At 60.0% G+C, this 24355-nt stretch carries 23 protein-coding genes; 7 read left to right on the forward strand and 16 right to left on the reverse strand.

Annotated elements, in window-relative coordinates; all coding sequences use genetic code 11:
• Positions 1–40 precede the first annotated feature (40 nt).
• Positions 41–1363, reverse strand: a complete 1323-nt coding sequence (locus ACR0C9_RS11865) for a PQQ-binding-like beta-propeller repeat protein (RefSeq protein ID WP_170449781.1) — start codon at positions 1361–1363, stop codon at positions 41–43.
• Between the two features lie 39 nt (positions 1364–1402).
• Positions 1403–2074 carry a hypothetical protein gene (locus tag ACR0C9_RS11870; RefSeq protein WP_170449779.1) on the reverse strand — a complete coding sequence of 224 codons (672 nt, stop codon included), beginning with the start codon at positions 2072–2074 and terminating at the stop codon, positions 1403–1405.
• 224 nt (positions 2075–2298) lie between these two features.
• Here ACR0C9_RS11870 and ACR0C9_RS11875 point away from each other — a divergent pair, with 224 nt between their 5' ends.
• The gene (locus ACR0C9_RS11875; protein WP_170449777.1) at positions 2299–3531 is read left to right on the forward strand and encodes an efflux RND transporter periplasmic adaptor subunit; all 1233 of its coding nucleotides are present in this window, start codon (positions 2299–2301) and stop codon (positions 3529–3531) included.
• Positions 3528–7307, forward strand: a complete 3780-nt coding sequence (locus tag ACR0C9_RS11880) for an efflux RND transporter permease subunit (protein ID WP_170449775.1) — start codon at positions 3528–3530, stop codon at positions 7305–7307. The genes ACR0C9_RS11875 and ACR0C9_RS11880 overlap by 4 nt, the downstream gene beginning before the upstream one ends.
• 58 nt (positions 7308–7365) lie before the next feature.
• On the opposite strand, the gene ACR0C9_RS11885 is transcribed toward ACR0C9_RS11880, so the two are convergent.
• From ACR0C9_RS11885 to ACR0C9_RS11895, 3 genes are all read right to left on the reverse strand, one after another.
• Positions 7366–7689: a hypothetical protein gene (locus ACR0C9_RS11885; RefSeq protein WP_480781083.1), complete on the reverse strand. Its 324-nt coding sequence runs from the start codon at positions 7687–7689 to the stop codon at positions 7366–7368.
• Positions 7690–7797: 108 nt separating this feature from the next.
• A complete protein-coding gene (locus ACR0C9_RS11890) occupies positions 7798–9603 on the reverse strand; it encodes an ABCB family ABC transporter ATP-binding protein/permease (RefSeq protein ID WP_480781084.1) in 1806 nt (601 codons plus the stop codon).
• Positions 9604–9679: 76 nt separating this feature from the next.
• Positions 9680–11047, reverse strand: a complete 1368-nt coding sequence (locus ACR0C9_RS11895; RefSeq protein ID WP_480781085.1) for a LysM peptidoglycan-binding domain-containing protein — start codon at positions 11045–11047, stop codon at positions 9680–9682.
• Positions 11048–11174: 127 nt separating this feature from the next.
• On the opposite strand from ACR0C9_RS11895, the gene ACR0C9_RS11900 reads away from it, so the two are divergent.
• The gene (locus ACR0C9_RS11900) at positions 11175–11726 is read left to right on the forward strand and encodes an LOG family protein (RefSeq protein ID WP_480626182.1); all 552 of its coding nucleotides are present in this window, start codon (positions 11175–11177) and stop codon (positions 11724–11726) included.
• A gap of 30 nt (positions 11727–11756) precedes the next feature.
• On the opposite strand, the gene ACR0C9_RS11905 is transcribed toward ACR0C9_RS11900, so the two are convergent.
• The 3 genes from ACR0C9_RS11905 to ACR0C9_RS11915 all read right to left on the reverse strand — a co-directional run bounded on the left by ACR0C9_RS11905 (position 11757) and on the right by ACR0C9_RS11915 (position 13902).
• On the reverse strand, positions 11757–12218 hold the full coding sequence (locus ACR0C9_RS11905) for a host attachment family protein (RefSeq protein WP_480626183.1): 462 nt from the start codon (positions 12216–12218) through the stop codon (positions 11757–11759).
• A 199-nt stretch (positions 12219–12417) separates the two neighbouring features.
• A complete protein-coding gene (locus tag ACR0C9_RS11910) occupies positions 12418–13299 on the reverse strand; it encodes a metallophosphoesterase (protein WP_480781086.1) in 882 nt (293 codons plus the stop codon).
• A gap of 3 nt (positions 13300–13302) precedes the next feature.
• On the reverse strand, positions 13303–13902 hold the full coding sequence (locus ACR0C9_RS11915) for a superoxide dismutase (RefSeq protein WP_113789565.1): 600 nt from the start codon (positions 13900–13902) through the stop codon (positions 13303–13305).
• Between the two features lie 100 nt (positions 13903–14002).
• Between ACR0C9_RS11915 and ACR0C9_RS11920 the strand changes: the two genes are divergently transcribed.
• Entirely contained in the window at positions 14003–14764 is a 762-nt protein-coding gene (locus ACR0C9_RS11920; protein ID WP_480781087.1) for an FkbM family methyltransferase, read from the forward strand.
• Positions 14765–14836: 72 nt separating this feature from the next.
• Here the strand turns inward: ACR0C9_RS11920 and ACR0C9_RS11925 are convergent, their stop codons facing one another.
• The 7 genes from ACR0C9_RS11925 to ACR0C9_RS11955 form a co-directional block, all read right to left on the reverse strand.
• Positions 14837–15328: a hypothetical protein gene (locus tag ACR0C9_RS11925; protein ID WP_480781088.1), complete on the reverse strand. Its 492-nt coding sequence runs from the start codon at positions 15326–15328 to the stop codon at positions 14837–14839.
• The gene (locus ACR0C9_RS11930; RefSeq protein ID WP_480781089.1) at positions 15300–15776 is read right to left on the reverse strand and encodes a hypothetical protein; all 477 of its coding nucleotides are present in this window, start codon (positions 15774–15776) and stop codon (positions 15300–15302) included. The genes ACR0C9_RS11925 and ACR0C9_RS11930 overlap by 29 nt, the downstream gene beginning before the upstream one ends.
• 19 nt (positions 15777–15795) lie before the next feature.
• Positions 15796–16272, reverse strand: coding sequence for a hypothetical protein (locus ACR0C9_RS11935; protein WP_170449753.1), 477 nt, complete (start codon positions 16270–16272; stop codon positions 15796–15798).
• Positions 16273–16475: 203 nt separating this feature from the next.
• A complete protein-coding gene (locus tag ACR0C9_RS11940) occupies positions 16476–17042 on the reverse strand; it encodes a sarcosine oxidase subunit gamma family protein (protein ID WP_170449750.1) in 567 nt (188 codons plus the stop codon).
• On the reverse strand, positions 17035–20073 hold the full coding sequence (locus ACR0C9_RS11945) for a sarcosine oxidase subunit alpha family protein (protein WP_480781090.1): 3039 nt from the start codon (positions 20071–20073) through the stop codon (positions 17035–17037). Before ACR0C9_RS11945 ends, ACR0C9_RS11940 begins: the two co-directional genes overlap by 8 nt.
• Before the next feature lie 67 nt (positions 20074–20140).
• Positions 20141–20470 (reverse strand): sarcosine oxidase subunit delta, encoded by a 330-nt coding sequence (locus ACR0C9_RS11950; RefSeq protein WP_170449744.1) that lies wholly within the window; start codon positions 20468–20470, stop codon positions 20141–20143.
• A gap of 75 nt (positions 20471–20545) precedes the next feature.
• Positions 20546–21790, reverse strand: a complete 1245-nt coding sequence (locus ACR0C9_RS11955) for a sarcosine oxidase subunit beta family protein (RefSeq protein ID WP_170449741.1) — start codon at positions 21788–21790, stop codon at positions 20546–20548.
• Positions 21791–21966: 176 nt separating this feature from the next.
• Here ACR0C9_RS11955 and ccmI point away from each other — a divergent pair, with 176 nt between their 5' ends.
• The 3 genes from ccmI to ACR0C9_RS11970 are packed head-to-tail and all read left to right on the forward strand — an operon-like array spanning position 21967 to position 23899.
• Positions 21967–23187 carry a c-type cytochrome biogenesis protein CcmI gene (gene ccmI, locus ACR0C9_RS11960; protein ID WP_170449738.1) on the forward strand — a complete coding sequence of 407 codons (1221 nt, stop codon included), beginning with the start codon at positions 21967–21969 and terminating at the stop codon, positions 23185–23187.
• On the forward strand, positions 23184–23648 hold the full coding sequence (gene ruvX, locus ACR0C9_RS11965; protein WP_170449736.1) for a Holliday junction resolvase RuvX: 465 nt from the start codon (positions 23184–23186) through the stop codon (positions 23646–23648). The genes ccmI and ruvX overlap by 4 nt, the downstream gene beginning before the upstream one ends.
• 17 nt (positions 23649–23665) lie before the next feature.
• The gene (locus ACR0C9_RS11970) at positions 23666–23899 is read left to right on the forward strand and encodes a DUF1289 domain-containing protein (RefSeq protein WP_170449733.1); all 234 of its coding nucleotides are present in this window, start codon (positions 23666–23668) and stop codon (positions 23897–23899) included.
• Between the two features lie 4 nt (positions 23900–23903).
• Here ACR0C9_RS11970 and ACR0C9_RS11975 read toward each other — a convergent pair whose 3' ends face one another.
• Positions 23904–24137, reverse strand: coding sequence for a hypothetical protein (locus ACR0C9_RS11975; protein WP_170449730.1), 234 nt, complete (start codon positions 24135–24137; stop codon positions 23904–23906).
• Positions 24138–24355: the final 218 nt, after the last annotated feature.

Here is a 24355-nt window from a genome sequence, read left to right on the forward strand (position 1 = left end):
CTTTCAAGACTCAAGAAGCGCCCTTTAGCGCATCTGAACGTCAACGGAAAGCGTGTAGATCGCCCTTGGTCGAAACGACATACAGCGTCTGCCCCGCCACAACTGGTGAGGTGGTGGCCCCGCCCGGAACCTCGACCTGGTAAATCTGCGATCCGTCGACCGGATTGAAGAAGCGCACATAGCCATCGTTTGAGGACACGACAAGACGTCCACCCGCCAGAATCGGGCCGTAGTGGGCCACAATCGGTCCGCGCCGTCCGGGACGGTCTTTGACAAAACCCGGTAGGTCCTGTGCCCAGATGATCGAACCATCAGCAGCGTTCAGGCGCACCAACTGGCTGCGGTCGCTGATCAGGAAGATGCTGTTGCCCGCAGGCCAGACCGTATCCACCGCGCCTTCATCGGCGGTCCAGCGACGTTCGCCCGAACCCGCGTCGAATGCGACGGTGCGCCCGGAATGGTTGCCGATATAGATCGTGTCGCCCGCCACCATCGGCCCACCGGTCACGTCGATGATCTGCGCTGCGGCCCGTCCCCGGCGCCCGCCGGCAACCGACGCGTTCCAGCGGCGGATACCGCCCCGCCGGAAGGTGGCGGCAATATCACCGGAACCAAAGGCAAAAACAGCAAGGTCCGAGGCCAGAACCGGGGCCGGAGCGCCCAGAACGTTGCCGACGCTCGGCGTGCCTTCGATCTGCCAGGCAATCCGGCCGTCTTTGGTGTCGATGGTCCAGCCGGTTTCGTCCCCTGCGACCAGATACAGCAGCCCGTTCGCAACCAGGGGCGATCCGCTGCCTGTGGCGTTCAGGCGTTTCTGCCACCGGATCGCTCCGGTTCGTGCATCCATCGCGGTCAGGCGGCCAAAGCCAGAGGAGACGTACAGAACACCGTCGGCATACGCCATGCCGCCGCCGGTCGCGTCCACATCACCGTCATTTCTGGGGATCAGGTTGGTCTCCCACACAACCTGCCCTTGCGGCGAAACCGCTGTCACGGTCGCGACCGCGTCCAGAGTGTAAATCAACCCTCCGGCCACGACAGGTTCGGCGGTGATGCGCTGCTTGCGCGAGTCGCCCTTGCCGATCGGGGCCGACCAGATCCGCTGCGGCGTACCACGCAGGGCCGCGTTGGTGGTGCGGAAAGCCGGGGTTCCGGCACTCTGCGACCAACTGGAGTTGGCCGTTTGCGCTGGCAGGCTGATCGGCTGAGACCCGCGCGTTTCCACAACCTCGGTGTCCGAGGCAGGCCGGATGTCTTCGCGAGCGCCGGGCAGAATGGACTCGGGCTCTTCACAGGCGGCCAGGGCAGTAAGGGCAATTGCCGCAGCCGGCAATCCCATACGGGAAAATAGTCGTGTTACCATGTCAATCCGAACTCGCCTGTCCTTTATTATACCGCCAGCTTAGCCCTGTTGTGCCACCAACGGGTCCGGCTCGCCCCCCAGGGCGACAATCAACTGCGCAGCGCGTTGCTGCAAATCTACGCCCACCTCGGCATCCTGCCGCAATGCCTGCAAACGGGTCAGCGCCGCGTCAACCTCACCCTCGGAAATATCGATCAGGGCCAGTTGCTCTTCGGCCAGCAGGCGCAGCGGTGCGCCCGGCGCGGCCAGAGCCTCGAACTGCAGGCGGCGATCTGCGGCAGGCAACGTATCCGCTTGCAGCAACAGTGCCTTGAAACTTGCAATCGCCCGGTAAATTTCCGGCAAATCGCCCTGCACGGCAATTGCGTTCAGGCTGGCAACGGCGTCCTGTTCGGATCCGGCATCCACCTGCGCGGCGGACAACAGCATGCTCAGAACAGCATCACCGCCCGGCGATTGTGGCTGAACCGCCTGCAATTCGGTCGCCCGCGCAGCAGAATCGTTCTCCTCAAGCGCGGCAAGGATTTCGTCGCCCAGCTTTTGCGCCTGAGCCGTATCGCGGGACTTGCGAACCTCGTTGAAAGCGGCCCCGCCGACGACCAGTATGACGGCAACAACACCGACCCAGCCCCATCGGCGCAACAGCAGATACATGCGGTCACGGCGTACCTCTTCTGTGACCTCATCAATGAAACTGTCGGTGTCGCTCATCCCTGCCCCCGGGCTGTGTCTTCTGCTTTCGTGCGCCATGTCATACCCCGGCACCACGGCCAAGCCAAGGCCCGGATTGTGCACAATACCCTAGCGGCAGTCCGCTCTTGCGCAAAAAAGTGAACCGAACTATTCAGTTTAGCGTAGAAAATATACATGTCCGCCCCCATTTTCAGACATGTATGTCAGGTCCGCCTGACGTGAAATTCTGGGAGAAGTACCTTATGCGGTTGATTTCGTTCATCAACGCCCTTTTGGTCATTGTTGCACTGTATTTTCTTGTGTTCGAGCGTGACGCGCTGTTTGCGTTTGCCGGACGGGGTGACGCCGAGGACTCTTCCACAACCGAGGGCGAAGCAACCCAGGTTGCAGCCGCAGATGAAGCAATTATTCGCGTCGTCGCGGTGCGTTCGCAAGCGCGCGAAATCGACAGCGCCGTGCTGCTGCGTGGACAAACCAAAGCCAACCGGCAGGTTGAGGTTCTGGCCGAAACAACCTCGACCGTTGTCTCGGAACCCAAACGCCGGGGTACGTTTGTAGAGACCGGCGATCTGCTGTGCGAACTTGATCCGGGCACGCGCCCTGCCAGCCTGGCGGAAGCCATGGCCGGAAAACTGGAAGCCGAAAGCCGCATTCCCGAGGCCGAAGCGCGGCTGGAAGAAGCGCACGCGCTTGTAGCCGAGGCGCAGATCAATCTTACTGCCGCCCAGAAACTGTCAGAAACCGGGTTCGGGTCCGAGACCCGGCGCATTTCCAGCGAAGCCGCGATGAGCACTGCCGAAGCCGGCATCAAGTCCGCCGAAGCCGGGCTGGAAGCCACCCGCGCCGGGATCGAAGCTGCCACAGCCGAGGTCGAAGCCGCACGGCGTGAGATCAACCGCTTGACCATCGAAGCCCCGTTTCAGGGCCTGCTGGAAAGCGACACGGCAGAGCTTGGCAGCCTGATGCAGCCCGGTTCGCTATGCGCCACGGTCATCCAGCTTGACCCCATCAAGCTGGTCGGCTTTGTGCCGGAGACCGAGGTCAACCGCGTGCAGGTCGGTGCCGAAGCCTCGGCGCAACTGGTTACCGGGCGGCAGGTTGAAGGGCGCGTGACATTCCTAAGCCGGTCGGCGGATGAAACCACCCGTACCTTCGAGGTTGAGATCACCGTACCGAACCCCGATCTGACCATCCGCGACGGCCAGACCGCAACGATCCGCATTGCAGCCGAAGGGGCCAAGGCACATTTGCTGCCGCAATCGGCGTTGACACTGAACAATGAAGGCCAGTTGGGCGTGCGCACCATTGGCGCGGGCGATGTGGTCGATTTCATGCCGGTCCGCGTATTGCGAGATACCGCCGATGGCGTCTGGATTGGCGGATTGCCGGAAAAAACTGATATAATCGTTGTCGGACAAGAATTCGTGACCCGGGGCGTCACCGTCGCCCCGACCTATCAGGAAGCGTCACAATGACAGGTATTGTTGCTTGGGCCGCTGATCGGGCCCGAATGGTTCTGGCCTTTATCGCCATCTCGCTGGTCATCGGCGGGTTTGCCTATGTCAGCTTGCCAAAAGAAGGCGAGCCGGATATCGAAATCCCGGCGTTGTTTGTGTCGGTCCAGTTTCCGGGCATCTCGGCAGAGGATTCCGAAAACCTGCTTGTCAAACCGATGGAGACCGAGCTTGCGGATCTTGACGGTCTGAAAGAGATGACGGCAACCGCCGCCGAAAGCTATGCCGGTGTGGCGCTCGAATTCGACTTTGGCTGGGACAAGACGGCCATCATGGCCGACGTGCGCGATGCCATGAACAGCGCGCAGGCCGAGTTCCCCGAAGGGGCCGAGCAATATTCGCTGCACGAGATTAACTTTTCCGAATTCCCCATCGTCATCGTCAACCTGACCGGGGCCGTGCCCGAACGCACAATGGCCCGCGTGGCCAAGGACTTGCAGGATGAGCTTGAGGCACTGGATTCGGTGCTGGAGGCCGGTATTGCGGGCAATCGCGACGAATTGCTTGAGGTCGTCATCGACCCCCTGCGGCTTGAAGCCTACAACGTCACAGCAGCCGAACTGATCAATGTCGTGCAAAACAACAACCAGCTGATCGCAGCGGGTGAAGTTGAAACGGCGCAAGGCACATTCTCGGTCAAGATCCCCTCGTCCTTCAAAACCGCGCAGGATGTCTATGGGCTGCCGGTCAAGGTCAACGGTGACCGGGTGATCACGCTGGGTGAACTGGCCGAGATCAATTACACCTTCGAAGACCGCGAAGGCACGGCACGGTTCGATAATGTGCCGACCGTCGCGTTACAGGTGGTCAAGCGGAAAGGGTTCAACCTGATCGACACGGTCGAACAGGTCAAAGCAACCGTTGCCGAGGCGCAAAGCAAATGGCCGCCAGAACTGCAAGCCGCCGTGGATGTCGGCACGTCGAACGACCAAAGCCGCATCGTGGGATCGATGGTCAGCCAGTTGGAAGGCTCGGTCCTGACAGCGATTGCGCTGGTGATGATCGTTGTGCTGGCCTCACTGGGGTCACGCGCCGCGTTGCTGGTGGGTTTCGCCATTCCCACGTCGTTCCTTCTGTGTTTCGCGTTCCTGGCGGTTATGGGCGTCAGTATTTCGAACATTGTGATGTTCGGTCTGATCCTGGCGGTTGGTATGCTGGTGGATGGTGCGATTGTGGTGGTCGAATATGCCGACAAGCGCATCAAGGAAGGCGTCGGCCCGATGCACGCCTATGTCGAGGCGGCGCAGCGGATGTTCTGGCCCATCGTCTCATCCACTGCGACAACGCTGTGTGCTTTCCTTCCAATGCTGTTCTGGCCCGGCGTACCGGGTGAGTTCATGGGGATGCTGCCCGTCACCCTGATCTTCGTTCTGTCCGCCTCGCTGATCGTTGCGCTGATCTACCTGCCGGTCATGGGCGGCGTGTCCGGCCGCCTGAGCCGTGTCTTTGACCGCTGCTCGAATTGGCTGCGGGCCCGCACGCCGTGGTGGCTGCGTGCGGTGTTGGTGGCCCCTTCGTTCTACCTTGTGTTCCTGGGCGCAATGCAGGTGTTGAACCCGAACTACCTTGTGCCGGGTGGTGGCTCCTTCATCGGCGCTGTCATGATGATCTTTGGCGCGTTCGCCGGATCGGTCACGCTGGGTGCGGCCAAGATCGAACGCAAGCCGGACACCAAGATTCATACCGCGAAAGAGCACACGCCATTCGGCTATTTCATCAAGTTCCTCGTCGGCAACCCGATCATGCCGATTGTGTCCATCGCCGCCGTCGGGTTTGCAGTGATGACCGTGATGACGATCTTTGGCGAAAACAACCGCGGCGTTGAGTTCTTCGTCGAAAGCGAGCCCGAGCAGGCCACCGCCTTCGTAAGGGCGCGGGGCAACCTGTCGCTGGCGGAAAAAGACGCCATGGTTCTGGCCGCCGAACAGGTAATCGCGGCCCATCCTGCGGTAATCAACGTCTTTTCCTTCGCCGGTGAAGGCGGGTTGGACCAGAACAACGGCGGTGCACAGGACCCGGCGGATACCGTCGGGCGCGTTCAGTTCGAGATCATCCCATGGGAAGACCGCCCGAACATCTCGGAACCCATTCTGGGTGGGTTGTTTGATCGCCACTTTGTCGCCCCTGAATATGACGGCGACTATGTGCTGGACGAGCTGAATACCCAACTAGCCGAACTGCCCGGCTTCGTGGTCGAGATTCTGCCGCTGGAACAAGGGCCGGCCTCGGCCAAGCCCGTGCATCTGCGGATCAAGGGTGATGGTTGGGACAGTCTGACAAGCGCCACTCTGGCCGCGCGTGAGGCGTTCGATACCATGCCCGGCCTGATCAAGATCGAAGACACTCTGCCCCTGCCCGGCATCGACTGGCAGATCGACGTGGATGTCGCCAAGGCGGGTCGGTTCGGGGCCGATGTGGCAACTGTTGGGGCCATGGTGCAACTGGTCACGCGCGGTATCCTGCTGGGTGAGATGCGCCCCGACTCCACGGATGAAGAGATCGAGATCCGCGTCCGCCTGCCCGAGGAAGACCGCGTTTTGTCCACGCTGGACACCTTGAAAGTCCGCACGCCTGACGGGCTGGTGCCGCTGTCGAACTTCGTGTCGCGTCAACCCGTGGCGAAGCTGGCCGAGATCAACCGCATCGATCAGGAGCGTTACTATGACGTCAAGGCCGATGTCGAACCCGGTCTGAGCAAGGTGGTGACGGATGGCCCCGATGGCACAGACAAACGTCTGGCCGTTCTGCGCGCGCTTGAGGATGGTGCCGCGCCTTCGGCCTCGACCCTGACAACGCCGGACGGCAAGCAGTTCGACCTTGTTCAATTGACCGGTGCAGGCAGCGTCGATGAGCTGCGCGGCGTGATCGACGCAGGTGACGCCCGCATCAGCCTGATCAATCCAAACGAACGTATTGCTGTTCTGACCGAGTGGCTGCAAACCGACCCGTTCGATCCCGCAATCAGCTGGGAATGGACCGGCGATCAGGAAGAACAGGCCGAAAGCCAGGCCTTCCTGTCCAGCGCGTTTCTGGCCGCTTTGGGACTGATGTTCGTGATCCTGTTGGCGCAGTTCAACAGCTTCTACAACTCGGTTCTGGTGCTGTTGGCGGTGGTGTTGTCCACGACCGGCGTCCTGATCGGGATGCTGGTGATGGAGCAGCCCTTCTCGATCATCATGACCGGCACCGGGATCGTTGCGCTGGCAGGCATCGTGGTGAACAACAACATCGTTCTGATCGACACCTATCAGGAATACAGCCGCTATATGCCCCGGATCGATGCCATCGTGCGCACGGCCGAGGCCCGGATCCGTCCGGTTCTGCTGACCACGCTGACCACAATGGCCGGTCTGACACCGATGATGTTTGGCCTGTCGCTGGATTTCGTCAATGGCGGCTACACCATCGACAGCCCCACCGCGCTGTGGTGGAAGCAACTGGCGACCGCCGTGGTGTTTGGTCTGGGTATCGCGACCGTGCTGACCCTGATCGTGACGCCATCCTTCCTGGCGCTACGCGTCTGGGTGACAACCTACGCGGTTTGGCTGGGCAAGCTTCTGGCACGGGTGTCCGCAGGCCGTTCCAGCAGGATCGCGCAGGACATGGCAATTGGCCGGACCGCGCGCGCCATGCAATCGACCGAGATTGTGTGGGACGATCAGCCTCTGCCCAATCGGGTCGAACCCGAGGATCGCCCCGACACCCCGCCCGGCGCACCGCTGAAAGCCGCAGAATAAAGCAAAAGGGCGAACCGCAATGGTTCGCCCTTTTCAATAGTCCGGTCCGTGGTCCCGATTATTCGGTGAACGTGTATTCACCCAGATCACACAAATCCAGGCCGAAATCTTCGTAGGTACCGCCGTCATCGAAGACGCCGCGAATGTCATAAACGCAGGTGCTCAGGCCGTCGGCGATCAGAACCTCGACCTCGTAACCCGATGCCAGATACCCGTCGACCAACAGATCTTCTTCCCATTCATCGGACGAGCTTGTTGAAACGTTGAATTCAACCAGATCCGAGCTGGTTTCGTTAACCAGCAGGAAGTTAAGATCTTCGGCTTTGGCCGCTGTGCTCGACACTAAAAGCACAGCGGTCAGCGCCGCCGTAAACTTATTCATAGATATATCCTTTGTTGAACTTCGCCGCAGCATTTCGCTGCGCCAGCCCTGAATTTCATCGCAGGGGAGAAAGGTCAATTCAAAGCTCAACCGATTTGAGCGAAAGCCTCAGGCGGCCTGACTGTCGGATTGCTGGCGGCTCCACAGTTGCGCATAGCGCCCTTCGCGGGCCAGCAATTCGTCATGGGTGCCCTGCTCGATGATCTCACCGGCCTCCAGTACGACGACGCGGTCGGCCTCGGCAATCGTGCTTAGCCGGTGGGCGATGGTGATCACCGTGCGCCCTTCACCCGCACGGGCCAGCGCATCCTTGATGTCCTGCTCGGTATCCGTATCAAGGGCCGAGGTCGCCTCATCCAGCAACAGGATCGGCGGGTTCTTCAGCAGCGTGCGGGCGATCCCAACGCGCTGCTTTTCACCGCCGGACAGTTTCAGCCCCCGCTCGCCCACTTTGGTGTCATAGCCTTCGGGCAAGGAGGCAATGAAGTCGTGAATCTGTGCCGCCCGCGCGACCGCTTCGACATCTTCCTGCGTCGCGCCATCCCGGCCATAGGCGATGTTGTAGCGGATGGTGTCGTTGAACAGAACCGTGTCCTGCGGCACAACCCCGATAGAGCCGTGCAAGCTGGCTTGGGTCACGTCCCGCACATCCTGCCCGTCGATTTTCAGGGCCCCTCCTGTGACGTCGTAGAAACGGAACAGCAGGCGTCCGATGGTGGATTTCCCGGACCCGGTCGCCCCAACGATTGCCACCGTCTTCCCTGCCGGAACGGTCAGAGACACGCCTTTTAGGATTTCACGATCCGGGTCATAGCCAAAACGGACGTCCTGTAACGTCACCTCACCGCCATTGACGTTCAGCTTGGGCGCATCGGGCTTGTCTTTGACCTCGGCGGGTTGTTCCAACAAGTCGAACATCTGCCCCATATCGACCAGAGCCTGCCGGATTTCACGATAGACCGTGCCCAAAAAGTTCAGCGGCACGGTAATCTGGATCATGTAGGCGTTCACCATCACGAAATCGCCTACGGTCAGCGACCCGTTCTGCACCCCGACGGCCGCCAGAACCATAACCCCAATCAGACCACAGGTGATCAGGAAGGACTGCCCGAAATTCAGGAACGCCAGCGAATAAGCCGTTTTCAACGCAGCCCCGGCATAGGCTTTCATCGATACGTCGTAGCGTTCGGTCTCGCGCGTTTCCGCGTTGAAATATTTGACGGTTTCAAAGTTCAGAAGGCTGTCGATGGCGCGTTGGTTGGCTTCGGTGTCCTGATCATTCATCTCGCGCCGCAGCTTCACGCGCCATTCGGTGACGACGAAAGTAAAGCAGATATAAAGCGCGATGGTGACCGCCACGACCACCAGATACCAGATGTCGAACAGCCACATCAGGATGACGGCGATCAAGAGCAGTTCCAGGATCAGGGGCCCGATCGAGAACAGCAGGAACCGCAGAAGAAAATCGACGCCTTTGACCCCACGCTCGATGATGCGGCTCAGGCCGCCGGTGCGGCGGGTGACGTGGTAGCGCATCGACAACTGGTGGATATGCCCGAAGGTCTCAAGCGCAAGGGCCCGCAGGGCGCGTTGACCCACCGGGGCAAAGGACGCATCGCGCAATTGCTGAAACCCAACCGTCATCATGCGTGCAACGCCATAAGCGACGGTCAACCCGACCGCGCCCAGCGCAACGGGCGGAACCCCTTCCCCCGCCAGCGCATCAACGGCCCCTTTATACAGGATCGGTGTATAGACCGCGATCAGCTTGGCCAGCACCAGCATCGACATCGCAATGACGACCCGGCGCTTCACCCAGGGCTCATTATCCGGCCACAGGTAAGGCGTAACCTTGCGGATCGTGCGCCAGCCCGACTTTCGCTCGTCGATCTCGGCCAATTCCTCAGATGTCATTGGGACCGTCCGTCTCATCACGTACCTTGTCTGCGGTCAGAGATATACTCTGGCCCCAAAAGGGCCAGAGGTTTCTTTATTCAGGGATCGTGAAAACCTGCCCCGGATAGATCAGGTCCGGGTCCCGGATCAGGTCGCGGTTGGCATCAAACAACCGGACATACAGAATGCCATCACCAAAACGCTCGCGCGAAATGGCCCATAGCGTGTCGCCCTTTTGCACAGTGACCGAGCGGATCGGGGCCGCCTGTTCCGCAACCTCTTCCGAAGCCGTCGCCTCGGCTGCTTGCAGAACTTCCACCGGCTCGCGTTTGAAGGGCGTTTCCACCCGGCTGATGACGGTGCCATCGGTGGCAACCTCATCCACCCGCAGGGTGTAGACGCCCGGATCGATCCCTTCCAACTCGCCCCGCCAATTGCCGTCATCGGCAGGTGTCAGATCCGCAACCAGACGGTTGTTCAGATAAAGTCGAACGGCAGAGCCTTCGCTGACACGACCTGTCAGTTCGACCTCACCGGTGTCGGAATAGCCAATCGTATCCAACTCGACCTGTTGCGGTTCGCTGGCAGACGCGGATGGTGACTGAACCAACTCAACCCCCTCTTCGCCCGAGCGCAGAACGGCAATCTGTTGATCCTCAGCTTCATCCTCGACCGGGGCAACTTCGGCAAGCTGCGTGTCTTCAGCAGGCTGTTCCGGTTGTGCCGGGGCATCGCTGCTGTCCGCTTCGGTTGGTGCCGCTGGCGCTTCCTCGGGTTCTGGCACCGGATCGGCGCTGGCCACCTGTTCGTCTTCAACCGGTTTCGGCAGCGCCGCAATCAGGTAGTCATCCGACTGCGCAGTTTGCTGGCCGTCCGAGGTTTGCAGCACCAGCCCTTGCGCATCATCGCTGAACGGGATCGACACGAACTCGGCAAACTGCCCGCTGCTGTCCACGGTGAAGCTGTGAAGCGGTTCTCCGTCCAGCAGCACCTGAATCTCGCTGCCGGGCGCGGCCTCGCCGGACAGAAGCGCATTGCCGTCTTTTTCAACGAAAATCTGATCTAGGACAGGAGCGGCGATTGCGGGGGCCTCGGCCACCTCTTCGGTGGTTTCCGCCTCGGGCTCTGCTTGGGTTGGCTCGTCGGTCGCGGTATCGGCAACCTCGGGCGCGGGCTGTTCGGCGGGCTCTTCCGTGGCGGCTTCGGCCTCATCCGACGCAATCTCGGCGGTATCCTGCGCGGGGGCTTCGGCTGCTTGCTCAGGCTCTGCTTCTTCAGTCTGTTGCTCGGTCTCGTCCGCCGGCACCGCAGCCGTTTGTTCCTGAGGGACGTCTTCCGGTGCCGGGGCCGAGGTGAAGACCCCGGACAGATACAGCCCGCCGGCCCCCAGAATTGCGATGATACCGGCAACCACCCCCCACACGAAGTTCCCCGAGCTTCCGTTTCCCGACTTGGCGTCCATTCTTTTCCTTTCGCTCCGCAGCGCGAAGGCATTCATTCCTAATGCGTTCCGGCGGACAGTTGAGCCAATTTATCAATCCCGCTATCACGGGTCAAAACCCCTGACACAACCCCGGAGCCCCCATTCGATGTCCCAGAAATCTGTCTGTGTGTATTGCGGGTCACGCAATGGCGCAAAACCGGCCTATTCCGATACGGCCCGAACGTTTGGCACCTTGCTGGCAAAGGAAGGCTGGCGGCTTGTTTACGGTGCCGGAGATGTTGGCCTGATGGGCGAAGTCGCCCGCGCCGCACAGGACGCAGGCGGCGAGACCTTTGGCGTCATCCCGGTACATCTGGTGCAGCGCGAGGTTGGCAAAACCGACCTGACCCATTTCGTGATCACCGAAACGATGCACGAGCGCAAGAAAGTCATGATCATGAATGCCGACGCAGTCGTTGTTCTGCCCGGTGGCCCCGGGTCATTGGATGAGCTGTTCGAGGCGCTGACATGGCGGCAGTTGGGTCTGCATGACAAGCCCATCGTGGTGGTGAATGTCGATGGCTATTGGGATGCCCTGCATACGCTGCTGGATCAGGTCATGGGTCAGGGCTTTGCCGACGCATCGCTGGCCGATTTCATCACATGGGCCGACAGCGCCGGGGCCGCCATGGACGCTTTGCGCGACAAACTGGCTTAGTGTGGGCGGCTGTTGCCGCCCTTGGCGCCCTTACGCCAGCCGCGGCGCGGGCTTCAGGCGTTGCCGCAAAACCCGCTCGACCTTGTGCAGCGGATGGTTGGTCAGCGTCTTATCGACCTCGGCCACGACCTTGGCCAGCACGTCGCTGTGCAAACGCCGCCGCAACAGCCCCAGCACATGGGGGCTGGCGACCAGAACCAGACGTTTATACGCGCCCTTCAACCCCTTGCGGTTCAGCAGGTTTGCCAGATCCTGCACGAAAAGGGACTTGGCATGGGTTTTCCAGGACACCTCCTCCATCGCCGATTTCTGATTGGGACCACCGTCATTTCGACGCCCTGCACGATCTGAAGGCTTTGCAGGCAGCGTATCTGGTTCTTCGACCGAAACAACAACCAGATTGGGGTCTTCGGCATCGGTGATGTTCTCCATGAACAGCGCCTTTTCCCCGTCTGCAATAATAACCCAGGTTCCTTGTGCAAGTGCGACCATCGTGTTCTCCCGTAGCGATGTCAGGTGGCATCCCTCATCCGTCAGTCATAGCGTCTGCCCACAGCCTCGTAGGTGTGGCGGTTGCCGTCCGTTTTGTTGTTGGCGGGCTTCTCCTTCCGCTCACCTTAGGTAAGCATTGGCAGGTGGGGTACAATCCCGTCTCAGGATGAAACTTTGTTCATCGGCGGGATTTTTCTGATCAGGCCGACAGCTCGATCACGGTGATCTCGGGCGTTACGCCAAAGCGCACCGGCAACATGGAACAGCCAATGCCACCCGACACAACCAGATCGCGCCCATCTTCGTGCACATGGCCATACGCATAGCGATTGCCAAACCGCGATGGCACGACCGGAGACCACCCGAACAGCCGCACCTGCCCTCCATGAGTGTGACCGCACAACGTCAATGCAACACGGCTTGGCACCTTGGGAAAAATGTCGGGCTCATGTGCCAACAGAATTGCCGGGGCGTCCGGCGGGATCTGCTCTAGCGTTCCGGGCAGATCATCCACCCCGGTATAAACACCTCGGCTATGGCGAATGGCGATCTGATCCCCAAGGCCCGCCAACCAGACACCGTTTGGCAAGGTTACCGCCTTGTTTTCCAACACCGGAATACCGTTGCGCTCTAGCTCGACAGCGGTTTCGACCGGCCCGCGCCCCCGGTCTTGCGCGGCTTTGTCCTGCCACCAATCGTGGTTGCCCAATATCGCGTAAACACCTAGCGGAGCCGACAATGCCCCCAAAACCGTGGCCGTCTCACGCACCGGAACATCCTTGGTCACATAGCTATGCCCGGCCGTCAGATCGCCCAAAACCACGATCAGATCGGCACCCAGCGCATTTGTGCGCGCCACGATCTTCTCTAGCCGAGACAGCGGCGTCGTCGGCTCTGCCATATGAAGGTCGGTCAGGACCGCGACCTTGACTCGGCGATCCTGCGGCCAATCCGAGCGCTTCACCCGCCACCGACGCACACGCAAGCGCAGCGCCGGTTCGATGAAAAACCCGTAAAACGCAGCAAAAAGGCCTGCCAGCGTCACCGCCAGCAGGCCCTTTATGAACCCTCGTCGGGTCAAGGTTTACATCCGCGATGCAACGTTTTCCCAGTTTACCAGATTGTCGAGGAAGTTCGACAGGTAAGCCGGGCGCTTGTTGCGGAAATCGATGTAGTAGCTGTGCTCCCACACATCACATCCCAGCAGCGCGGTCTGACCAAAGCACAGCGGATTCACGCCGTTTTCAGTCTTGGTCACGGCCAACGAGCCGTCCGCGTTCTTGACCAGCCACGCCCAGCCCGAGCCGAACTGGCCTGCACCTGCGGCGCTGAATTGCGACTTGAACTCGTCAACCGAGCCGAAGCTTTCGGTCAGAGCCTTCTCCAGCTCACCGGGCATGGCATTGCCGCCGGGGCCCATCATCTCCCAGAACTGGTTGTGGTTCCACAGCTGGCTGATGTTGTTGAAGATTCCGTTCTGCGCCACGGCGTTTGCGTCGTAGGTGCCAACGATGATCTCTTCCAGCGACTTGCCGTCCCACTCGGTCCCGGCGATCAGCTTGTTGCCATTATCGACATAGGCCTTGTGGTGCAGGTCGTGGTGATATTCCAGTGTTTCCGCGGACATACCCTTGGCTGCCAGCGCGTCATGTGCATAAGGAAGATCAGGAAGTTCAAAAGCCATGTCGGCCCCCTGTTAAAATGTAAGTTGCGGTTCCCAAGGTTAAATGCTTTGGCAGCAGCCGCAGGTCAAGAGCCGAGACAAGAAAACCCGGAGGTCCGCGATGCTGACACAGGCGCGCAAGATGTTCTACCGCGCCCGCGGATACTGTGCGGGCACCCTGAACGGAGAACCGTTCCGCCTGGACCCCTACCATTCGAAATTCTGGCGCAAAGCCTCGGCGGGCGACTGGGAGCCCGAAACCTTTGCGGTTCTGGACCAATATCTGTCGCCTGATCGTGACTATCTGGATATCGGGGCGTGGATCGGCCCCACCGTGCTGTACGGTGCCCGCAAAGCGCGACATGTGTGGTGTTTCGAACCCGACCCGACCGCGTTCCGACATCTGGCGTGGAATCTGGACCTGAACAAAATCCACAATGTTTCAGCCTTTGGGGTCGCCCTGTCGGATCAGTTCGGCGTGGCCCGTATGGCCTCGGTCCGCGGAGAGCCGGGGGATTCGACCAGTTCCCTGCTGCATGACGGCGCGCATGGAACCGATGCCCTGACGATCGCGTGGGAACAGTTCGAGGCGGCCAATGACCTGTCCGGCGTTTCGTTAGTCAAGATGGATATCGAAGGGGCTGAGTTCTTTGTCCTGCCCGCGCTGATCTCATGGCTCAAACGGCAACGCCCGGCTTTGCTGTTGTCAACACACGCGCCTTTGCTTGGCGATGAAGACAGGGCTGAGAAGATGGGCAACCTGGCTGAACTTTTGTCCTTCTACCATACATGCCAGCGTGAAGGTCCGGCGTCGCCGTCCGATCACCCGATGACCGATGAAGACGCCTTAGCTAGGTTCCAGACGTATTTGCTCACGTCATGACGCAGTCAGAACGCGCTATCCGTGCGGGCTGGGAAGCACATTCTGAATGCCCTTCCCAAATTAACCGCCCGATCAGTAGAGGGCGTGCGTATTGACCGCTTTGCAGCGCCCGACACCGCTGGGCCGATTGCTGACATTGGCCTGCGGGAACCGCGCGATCATCTCAAACTCATTGGTTTGCGGGTTCAGCATCCCAGTGTAAGACACGCGCAATTGACCGCCAGCACTGGCCACCAGGGAAATTCGCCAACTCAACTGATATTCACCGCGTCGATTCACCTTGAACTTCGCTTCCTTGGGCTTCTCGTCGTTCTGGCCGTTCAATCTGTTGTCTTCACGGATCGCGCCATCATAAACGCGGGCCCGCTTGTTTTCGGCGTCGACACTCAGCCAAACGCGCGAGGGAATCCATCCCTGCGCTTCAATACTGTGAAGTTCACAGTCATAGTTTACCACCTCAGCTTGTGCCGCCGAGGCGAAAAGACACAGACCGATGGCAAGAAGTCTTATTTTCATGTTCAGCACCTTATCAGTATCAGTTTGACGGCGTTGGGATTTTTGCACATTTGCCTCGCGCGAAACCGTCTCTCGGCAGATATGCGCTGTATGAGGATGACCGCGCCGTTGCTTTTAGCGTTCGGCGGTCCACAAAGACCGCAAACTCCTGATTAAGCAGGTCAATGGCATCAATTCGCGACTCGTTCGACGCATAGCTTCTGCCTGAATCCGAGTAGACATAGTCTTGTCCGACCCATGCGATTGACAGGTTTCGAATACTATCGCGCTTTACCCTGGCGGGCCCGGGTTGCGTATCGATATTCGGCATCCGCGCCTCATGGATGAACGCCGAGCGCCCGTACTCATCCACTGAAAAGATCAAGAACTCTGGCGTCGGCTTGTTGGCAATGCCACGGCTAAAGTTGCATTCATACGTCTCTTTAAAGGTCTGAGAAACTGAAACAGTCGGGACGATCGCAAGTCCGACTGCCAATGCAATTGCTTGTAGTTTCATAGTTTGCTCCAACATATCGTCATTTTGGCGTTTGAATTTCAACGCAGGTCCCATTGGCGTTGCCATCATGGGACGCTTGTACGTTTGATTTTGAGCTAGCAATTGCCCGCATCGTTTTACGGTTCAAGAAGATCGAAAAATCCAGACGCCCCAAATCAAGAACCATTCGCCGGGGATCACCTGCCCTTGTACGTCGACCGGTGCGCGAAAACGTATACGCCTCACCAGACCAACTGATGGAGAGCAAACGAAAGCTGTTTCTATTGATTGAAGCCGCGATTTTGGGTGTGTCGATCCCCTGCAATTCAACTTCGTGCAACAGGGCCGAGCGCCCATACTTGTCAACCGAGAATATGACGCGCGCGGGCGTAGGCCGGTTTGCCAGACCTTTTTTAAAAACACACTCGAACGACTCTGAATAGGTTTCGGATCGCGCTGCATCAGGTATAGTTGAAACGGCGATTAAACCGATGGCGATTAGTCTAAAAATGTTCATCCAAATGTCTTTAGTTTAAGTCTTTTTCATATCGATAAAGCAGCCCCTTTCCACCCGCAACAGGGGAACTTACCAATCCTAACTCGCGCGCGCATCTGTCGCGCAACTTGACACTTCAATCACGAAAAAAGTCTTAAAAAGGAAAATGGCCACCTGTCTGAAACGAGGTGGCCATCGAATGATCCCTTAGGTGTGTGGGCGGGTCAATAAACGCCCACTTCACTGCCCGGCTGCGCCGCAACCTTCAGCAGGTTGAACGCATAGTCGGCAGCCGAGCGGAAACAAACCACACGGAACGTTTCGGCGTCGTCCATCCAGAACGCCCCGGCCACCTGCGCCAGACGCGAGCGGCGGATTTGGCCGGGCTGGAAGGCCTCGGGTGACAGATCGACCGGGGACAGTTTGCCCAGAACCTCGCGCGCGGACGCGCCCGAAATGCGGAACACCGCCCGCGCGTCCGAGACGTTGACCGCCAGGGCATGCGTGCCGCCAAGCGCATTGGTCATCGCCGCCAGTTTGGCCTCGACCTCGGCATATGGCACCAGCACCAGCAACTCGTCGGTGGACATCCAGCAGACGCCGGTGTCGCCATCGACCAGAGCCTCACGCTGGCCGGGCATTTTCTGCCCGGTGGCATCCTTGACGGCCTTGGCCAGCACCTTGTCGGACAGGTCGCCGCGCAGGGTGATCATGCCCTGCAGGCCGGTTTCCTCGACCCTGGCGATGCCGTCATAGCTGGCGTGGTTCAATGCGCTGATGGGTTCAGACATTCTGCTTCTCCCCGTCCTTGTCGAAGAAGATCGGGTCCACGATCTTGGCTTTGTAGATTTTGTCATCCGTGCCCGGGAACTCGACAATCTCGCCCATCCGGTCAGGGCCGTGCTTGATCAGGCCCATGGCGATGCCTTTGCCCAGATTGGCCGAGTAATAGGTCGAGGTCACGCGCCCGATCATATTGCGTTGACCGTTGGCGTTGACGCCCTCGCCGACTGCGTAAGCGCCGTCCGGCAGAACGGAACCATCCACAGTCTCCAAGCCGACCAGTTTCCAGCGCTCGGGATCGGCCATATGGGTCCGCGAATGGGCGCGTTTGCCGAGGTAGTCCTCTTTCTTCTTGGACAGCGCCCAATGCAGCCCCAGATCCTGCGGGATCACGGTGCCGTCGGTCTCGTCCCCGATCATGATAAAGCCCTTTTCGGCCCGCAGGATGTGCAGACATTCGGTGCCGTAAGGCATGACGCCGAATTCTTTGCCTGCCTCCATCAGTGCGTCCCAGAACGCCTGACCCTGTGACGCGGGCACCGCGATCTCATAGGACAGCTCACCCGAGAACGAGATGCGGTAGGCGCGGCAATCGAAGTCACCGATCTTGCCATCGCGCCATTCCATGAAAGGCAGCGCCTCTTTCGACACATCCATCCCGCCCAGTTTCTCAAGCACCTTGCGGGCGTTGGGGCCGACCACGGCGACCTGCGCGTATTGCTCGGTCACGTTGGCGACATAGACTTTCCAGTCCCACCATTCGGTCTGCAACCACTCTTCCATATGGCCATGGATGCGTTCGGCCCCGCCGGTGGTGGTGTGGCACAGCCATGTATCCTCATCGATGCGGGCGACAACGCCGTCATCGATCAGGAACCCGTTTTCCGAACACATCAGGCCATAGCGACATTTGCCGATCTTCAGCGTGGACATCATGTTGGTATACATCATGTCCAGGAATTTGCCCGCATCCGGGCCTTTGACGATCAGCTTACCAAGCGTCGAGGCGTCCAGCAGGCCAAGGTTGTCGCGGGTGTTCTTCACCTCACGGTTCACCGCGTCATGCACGGATTCGCCGGGACGCACATAGGCGTAGGTCCGGCGCCACTGGCCGACCGGCTCCCAATCAGCGCCGTTCTTGTCATGCCAGTTGTGCATCGGCGTCTGACGGATCGGCTGGAACACCTCTCCACGCGCTTCACCGCCAATCGACGCCAGAGAGATCGGCGTGTAGGGCGGGCGGAACGTGGTGGTGCCGACCTTCGGAATCTCTGATTCCAGCGCATCAGCAAGGATCGCCAAGCCGTTGATGTTGCTCAGCTTACCCTGATCGGTCGCCATGCCCAGCGTGGTGTAGCGCTTGGTATGTTCAACACTTTCATAGCCTTCGCGCGCGGCCAGCTGAACGTCCGAGACTTTGACGTCGTTCTGAAAATCCAGCCACGACTTGGCGCGCAACTGGATTTCCGCATTTGCAGGCATCAGCCACACGGGTTCCATAGGTGCTTCGTCATCTTCACTGACTTCGGGAACCGACACTTTTGGTTTTTTCAGACCAAGCGCTTTGACCACCTTCAGCCCCGCTTCAGTGGCGGTCCGAAGCGTTTCAAAAAGCGAAAGGCCTTCGAAGTCAGTATCTGTTTGCGAGCCAGCGGCTACGCCTGCCGGGACGACAAAACCATTGCCATCTGCTCCCAATGGTGGGCGCTCTAAATCAGGTTGGAACATCGCGTATTTTTCGTTCCACACCAACTTACCGCCGCAATGCGACCACATATGCACAACCGGAGACCAACCGCCCGACATGGCAACCGCGTCGCATTCGACCTCTTCCCGCGCGCCGCCGACGCCCTCTTGATTACAGATGGCAACTTTCTTGACGCGCTTGCCGCCCTTGACCTTGGCGATGGCCTTGCCTGGATCGACACGGATGCCAAGCTGGCGCGCCTCTTCCGCAAGCGGCCCGGCGGTGGCGCGGGCATCGACCACGCGGATCACATCCACTCCGGCCTGTTTCAGGGTAATAGCTGTGCGATAGGCGTCATCATTGTTGGTGGCGACGATCACCTTCTCGCCCGGGGTCACACCCCAGTTTACGACATAATCGCGCATGGCCGAGGCCAGCATCACGCCCGGCACATCGTTGCCCGCAAAGGACAGCGGACGCTCGATGGCTCCGGTCGCCGTCACAACCTGTTTGGCGCGGATACGCCACAGACGATGACGCGGGCCTTGCGCGCCCGGGTTGTGGTCGGTCAGACGCTCGTATCCCAGCACGTAACCGTGGTCATAGACCCCCGCACCCATGCAGCGAGACCGCATGGTGACGTTGTCCATTGTTTCGAGTTCGGAAACCAATTGTTCCACGAACTTATCCACAGGTTCTCCGTCTACCAACCCGCCATCAACCGGAGCGCGACCGCCCCAATGCGCGGTCTGTTCGATCAGCATGACCTTGGCACCAGACACCGCTGCCGTCTTGGCTGCCTGCAGACCGGCCACTCCGCCGCCGATCACCAGGACGTCGGTGAAGGCATAGAAGTGCTCATAAGTGTCCGCATCGCGGCTGTCCTTGTCGGGGGCCTTGCCCAGACCGGCGGACTGGCGGATGAAGGGTTCATACACATGCTTCCAGAACGGTTTCGGATGGATGAACATCTTGTAGTAGAACCCGGCGGGCAGGAACCGCGACAGGTGGGTGTTGATCGCGCCCACGTCGAATTCCAGATTCGGCCAATGGTTCTGCGACGCTGCGGTCAGTCCGTTGAACAGCTCGGTCGTGGTGGCGCGCTGGTTCGGCTCGAACCGATTACCCTGCCCCAGTCCGACCAGAGCGTTCGGCTCTTCCGCGCCGCTGGCGACCACGCCGCGCGGGCGGTGGTATTTGAACGACCGGCCCATCATCATCTGATCATTGGCCAGCAGGGCCGAGGCAAGCGTGTCGCCCTCGTACCCCTGCATCGAGGTGCCGTTGAAGGTGAAGGTAACCTTTTTCGACCGATCAATCAGACGGCCTTGTTTTGCGAGACGGGTGCTCATTGTGCGGACCTTTCGCAGGTGGAGGCGTCAGGGCCTCCGGCGGGAGTATTTTGGAAAAGATGAAGCATCAGGAGAACTCTCTCCACGTCCAGCCGGGCCGTTTGGCGGCGATGGCGTCCTTGATCTCTTGCGGCGGCTCAGAGGTCTGGGCGGTGTAGGTGCCGAACACCTCGAGCGTCTGGGTGCAGCGCGCGGCGTGGAACCACTTGCCGCAGCCATTGGCGTGGCGCCAGCGTTCGAGGTGAACGCCCTTGGGGTTTTCACGCATGAACAGGTAGTCGTGGAACTCGTCATCCGACGAGCCCGGGCCATAGCGCTTCAGATGCGCCTCGCCACCGGCGGCCAGTTCGGTTTCTTCGGCGTCAACGCCACAATAGGGGCAATTCAGGATCAGCATGTGGTCATCCTTTTGGCGGTCAGTCGGCGCGCGGGCCGATCAGAATTCTGTTCTTTGGCACCTTCGGGCAGCCCCTTAGTGCGCCACCCCGGCGGCGACGCTTTCGTCGATGAAGCGGCCCTCTTTGAAGCGGTCCAGCGAGAATGCCTCGGTCAGTGGCGAATGCCCCGTGGCCATCAGCTGTGCCATGCCCCAGCCCGAGCCCGGAATGGCCTTGAAGCCGCCGGTGCCCCATCCGCAGTTGATGAAGCAATTGCCCAGAGGTGTTGACGACAGGATGGGCGAGCGATCCCCGGTCATATCCACGATCCCGCCCCATTGGCGCAGCATCTTCAGGCGCGAGATCATCGGGAAGGTCTCGACCAGTGCCCGTACCGTTTCCTCGATGTGGTGGAAGCTGCCGCGCTGGGTGTAGTTGTTGAACCCGTCGGTGCCACCGCCAATCACCATCTCGCCCTTGTCGGACTGCGACATATAACCGTGCACGGTGTTGGCCATCACGACCACATCCATGCAGGGTTTGATCGGCTCTGACACCAGCGCCTGCAGGGCAATCGCCTCCAAAGGCAGACGGAAGCCCGCCATCTCGGCCAGTTGACCGGAATGGCCTGCCACTACGATCCCCAGCTTGTCACAGTCGATCGAGCCTTTGGTGGTGTCGACGCCGACAACGCGACCATTTTCGGACCGAACGCCTTTGACTTCGCATTGCTGGATGATGTCCATCCCCATCGCCGAACAGGCGCGGGCATAGCCCCAGGCCACCGCATCATGGCGCGCGGTGCCGCCGCGTTCCTGCCACAGCGCCCCCAGTACCGGATAGCGCGGACCGTCGATATTGATGATCGGGACCAGTTCTTTGACGCGCTCGGGGCCGATCCACTCGGTCTTGACGCCTTGCAGCGCGTTTGCGTGGGCGGTGCGCTGATAGCCGCGAATTTCGTGCTGAGTCTGGGCCAGCATCATCACGCCGCGCGGGCTGAACATGACGTTGTAGTTCAGGTCCTGGCTCAGGTCTTCATAGAGGCTGCGCGCCTTTTCGTAGATCGCGGCCGATGGGTCCTGCAGATAGTTCGACCGGATGATGGTCGTATTCCGACCGGTGTTGCCACCACCCAGCCAGCCCTTTTCGATCACGGCGACGTTCTGGATGCCGTAGTTCTTGCCAAGGTAATAGGCCGTCGCCAGACCATGCCCCCCCGCACCGACGATGATCACGTCATAGCGTTTCTTGGGCTGGGGGGACCGCCAAGCGCGTTCCCATCCTGTGTGATAGCGCAACGCTTCGCGCGCCACAGCAAAGGCTGAATAGTGTTTCATAAGCGAATCCATCCGGTTCGGTGATTGTGCGAAGATATGCCGTGTTGGCCGACTCTACCCCTGCCGGGCAACGCCACAATATAGCACTATTGCGACATGTCGCCCTTTCGCGGCCATTTGTCCCTTTTGTCGGGCGTCTGACAGGTCTAAGTCAAAGCAGCTATTTCGGAGGGACCATGACGTTCTGGGTTCTGCTACTGATCATTGCGCTGTTGATCGCGGCGTTCCTGAGCTACAGCCTGCTGCGTGGCCGTCGCGGCGCCGAGCCTGCGGCGGCCTATGATTTGCGGGTCTATCGGGAACAACTGGCCAGCGTTGACCGCGATCTGGCGCGCGGTGTCATTGGTGAAGCGGATGCCGAACGGGTCCGCACCGAAATCTCGCGCCGCATTCTGGCAGCAGATGCGCAGATGGCCAAAGAGGTCGCAGGTGCCGGACCGTCGGGCGTTGTATCCGCGATCACAATTGCGTGTCTGACCGTGGTTCTGGCGGGCGGCGGGTTGTGGATGTATCAGCGGATCGGCGCGGTTGGTCTGCCAGATATGCCCCTGACCGACCGCATCGAACTGGCCGAGGAGGTGCGTGCAAACCGCCCACCGCAAGCCGCTGCCGAGGAGTTGGCGACACCACCGCCACCGCGCGAGTTGGATGAAAGTTACGCCAACCTTCTCAACCAGTTGCGCGAAACAGTTGAAGCACGGCCCGAAGATCTGCAGGGGCATATGCTGTTGGCTCAGCACGAAACCAACGCTGGCAACTTCAAGGCTGGATACCAGGCGCAGCAGCGGGTGATCGAGCTGTCCGGAGACACCGCAACCGCCGATGCCTATGCGGATTTCGCCGAGATGATGATTCTGGCGGCCAACGGATATGTCTCGCCCGAGGCCGAGCAGGCACTGTCGCAAGCGCTGGATCGCGATCCACGGCACGGGCCGGCCCGGTACTATCTGGGCCAGATGTTGGCGCAGGTCGGACGCCCGGACATCGCTTATCGAATGTGGATCGAAACCCTGCGCGACGCCCCCCAGGGCGCGCCCTGGGCCGAGGCGATCAGGGTTCAACTGGATGAGCTTGCCTTCCGAGCAGGTGTTTTCAACGCGCCGGACATTGCACCGGCCCCCGGACCCAGCCAAGAGGATATGGCCGCCGCAGCCGAGCTGACGCCGGAAGAACGGCAGGAGATGATTCAGGGCATGGTCGACCAGCTTTCAGACCGGTTGGCGACCGAAGGCGGCTCGCCCGAGGAATGGGCCCGTCTGATTGCAGCACTTGGGGTTCTGGGCCAAGGCCAGCGGGCCATAGATATCCACAAGGAAGCGAAAGTGGTGTTTGCCGATAACGCGGATGCGTTGCAGATGCTGGACGCGGCCGCCCTGCAGGCCGGGATCGCGCAATGATCCACGACGCGTTCGAAGACTTCGCAGCCGCCCTGCCCCCGATGACCGCGCTGATGGGGCTGGACCTTGGGGAAAAGACCATCGGCGTCGCGGTCTCGGACCGGATGCGCGGCGTGGCCAGCCCGCTGGAAACCGTGCGACGCAAGAAGTTCACTCTGGATTCCGCCCGTTTGCTTGAGATCATCGCAGATCGCGAGATTGGCGGCGTCATTCTGGGCCTGCCTAAGAACATGGACGGGACTGAGGGTCCAAGGTGCCAATCCACCCGCGCCTTTGCCCGCAATCTGTCGCGCCTGACCGACGTCTCCATCGGGTTCTGGGACGAACGGCTCAGCACGGTTGCGGCAGAAAAGGCACTGCTCGAGGCGGATACGACACGAAAACGTCGCGGACAGGTTATCGACCACGTCGCAGCCGGTTATATCCTGCAAGGAGCGCTGGACAGGCTGCGCTTTCTATAACTGGTCGGAGACCGCTGATGACGAATATGGTTTGGAAACGGAACGAGGTTGAAAGCCCGTGTGTCCAGATCTGTGTCGTACACCCGACCGAAAGGATCTGCACCGGCTGCTACCGCACCATCGACGAGATCACCCGGTGGTCCAAGATGGACAGCAGCGAACGCGCCGAGATCATGGAAGACCTGCCCGCCCGCAAGCCACGCCTGGCAAAACGTCGCGGCGGTCGGGCGGCCCGGTTGAACGGTTCCTAAACCCCTAGTTCGTTTTGACGCGCCGGTCCTCGTCCTTGGCATCGGTCGCGCTGTGAATCGGTTCCCGACCGCGCAATTCTTCTGCAAACAGATTGATGATCTCTGACTGGCTTGTCCGAGGCTGGTCGGAGATCGGGCCTTGTTGATCGTCACGGGCCAAATCACCCGGCAAAGGCAGCACAACTCCGTTTCCGGAAAAGATTTTATTTAAGACAGTCCTGAACGTCATTTCGAGCATCCTGTAGTGAATTAAATAATCGATGTCGCCGCGGGTCGCGTCCGAGCTCCGAGGGTCGGCTCAAGAACGTAGCTGAATGTGAGTGGCAACCCGCGGCAACGAGGCTGAGCTAATCAATGCAAACTTCATTTTTACGGGGAAAACACTCATATTTTCCTCGTTTTTGAGGTTGAAAACACTAAACCCCACAAATTCCAACAAATTCCCTTACGTCACAA

Source organism: Ruegeria sp. C12, assembly GCF_056537745.1.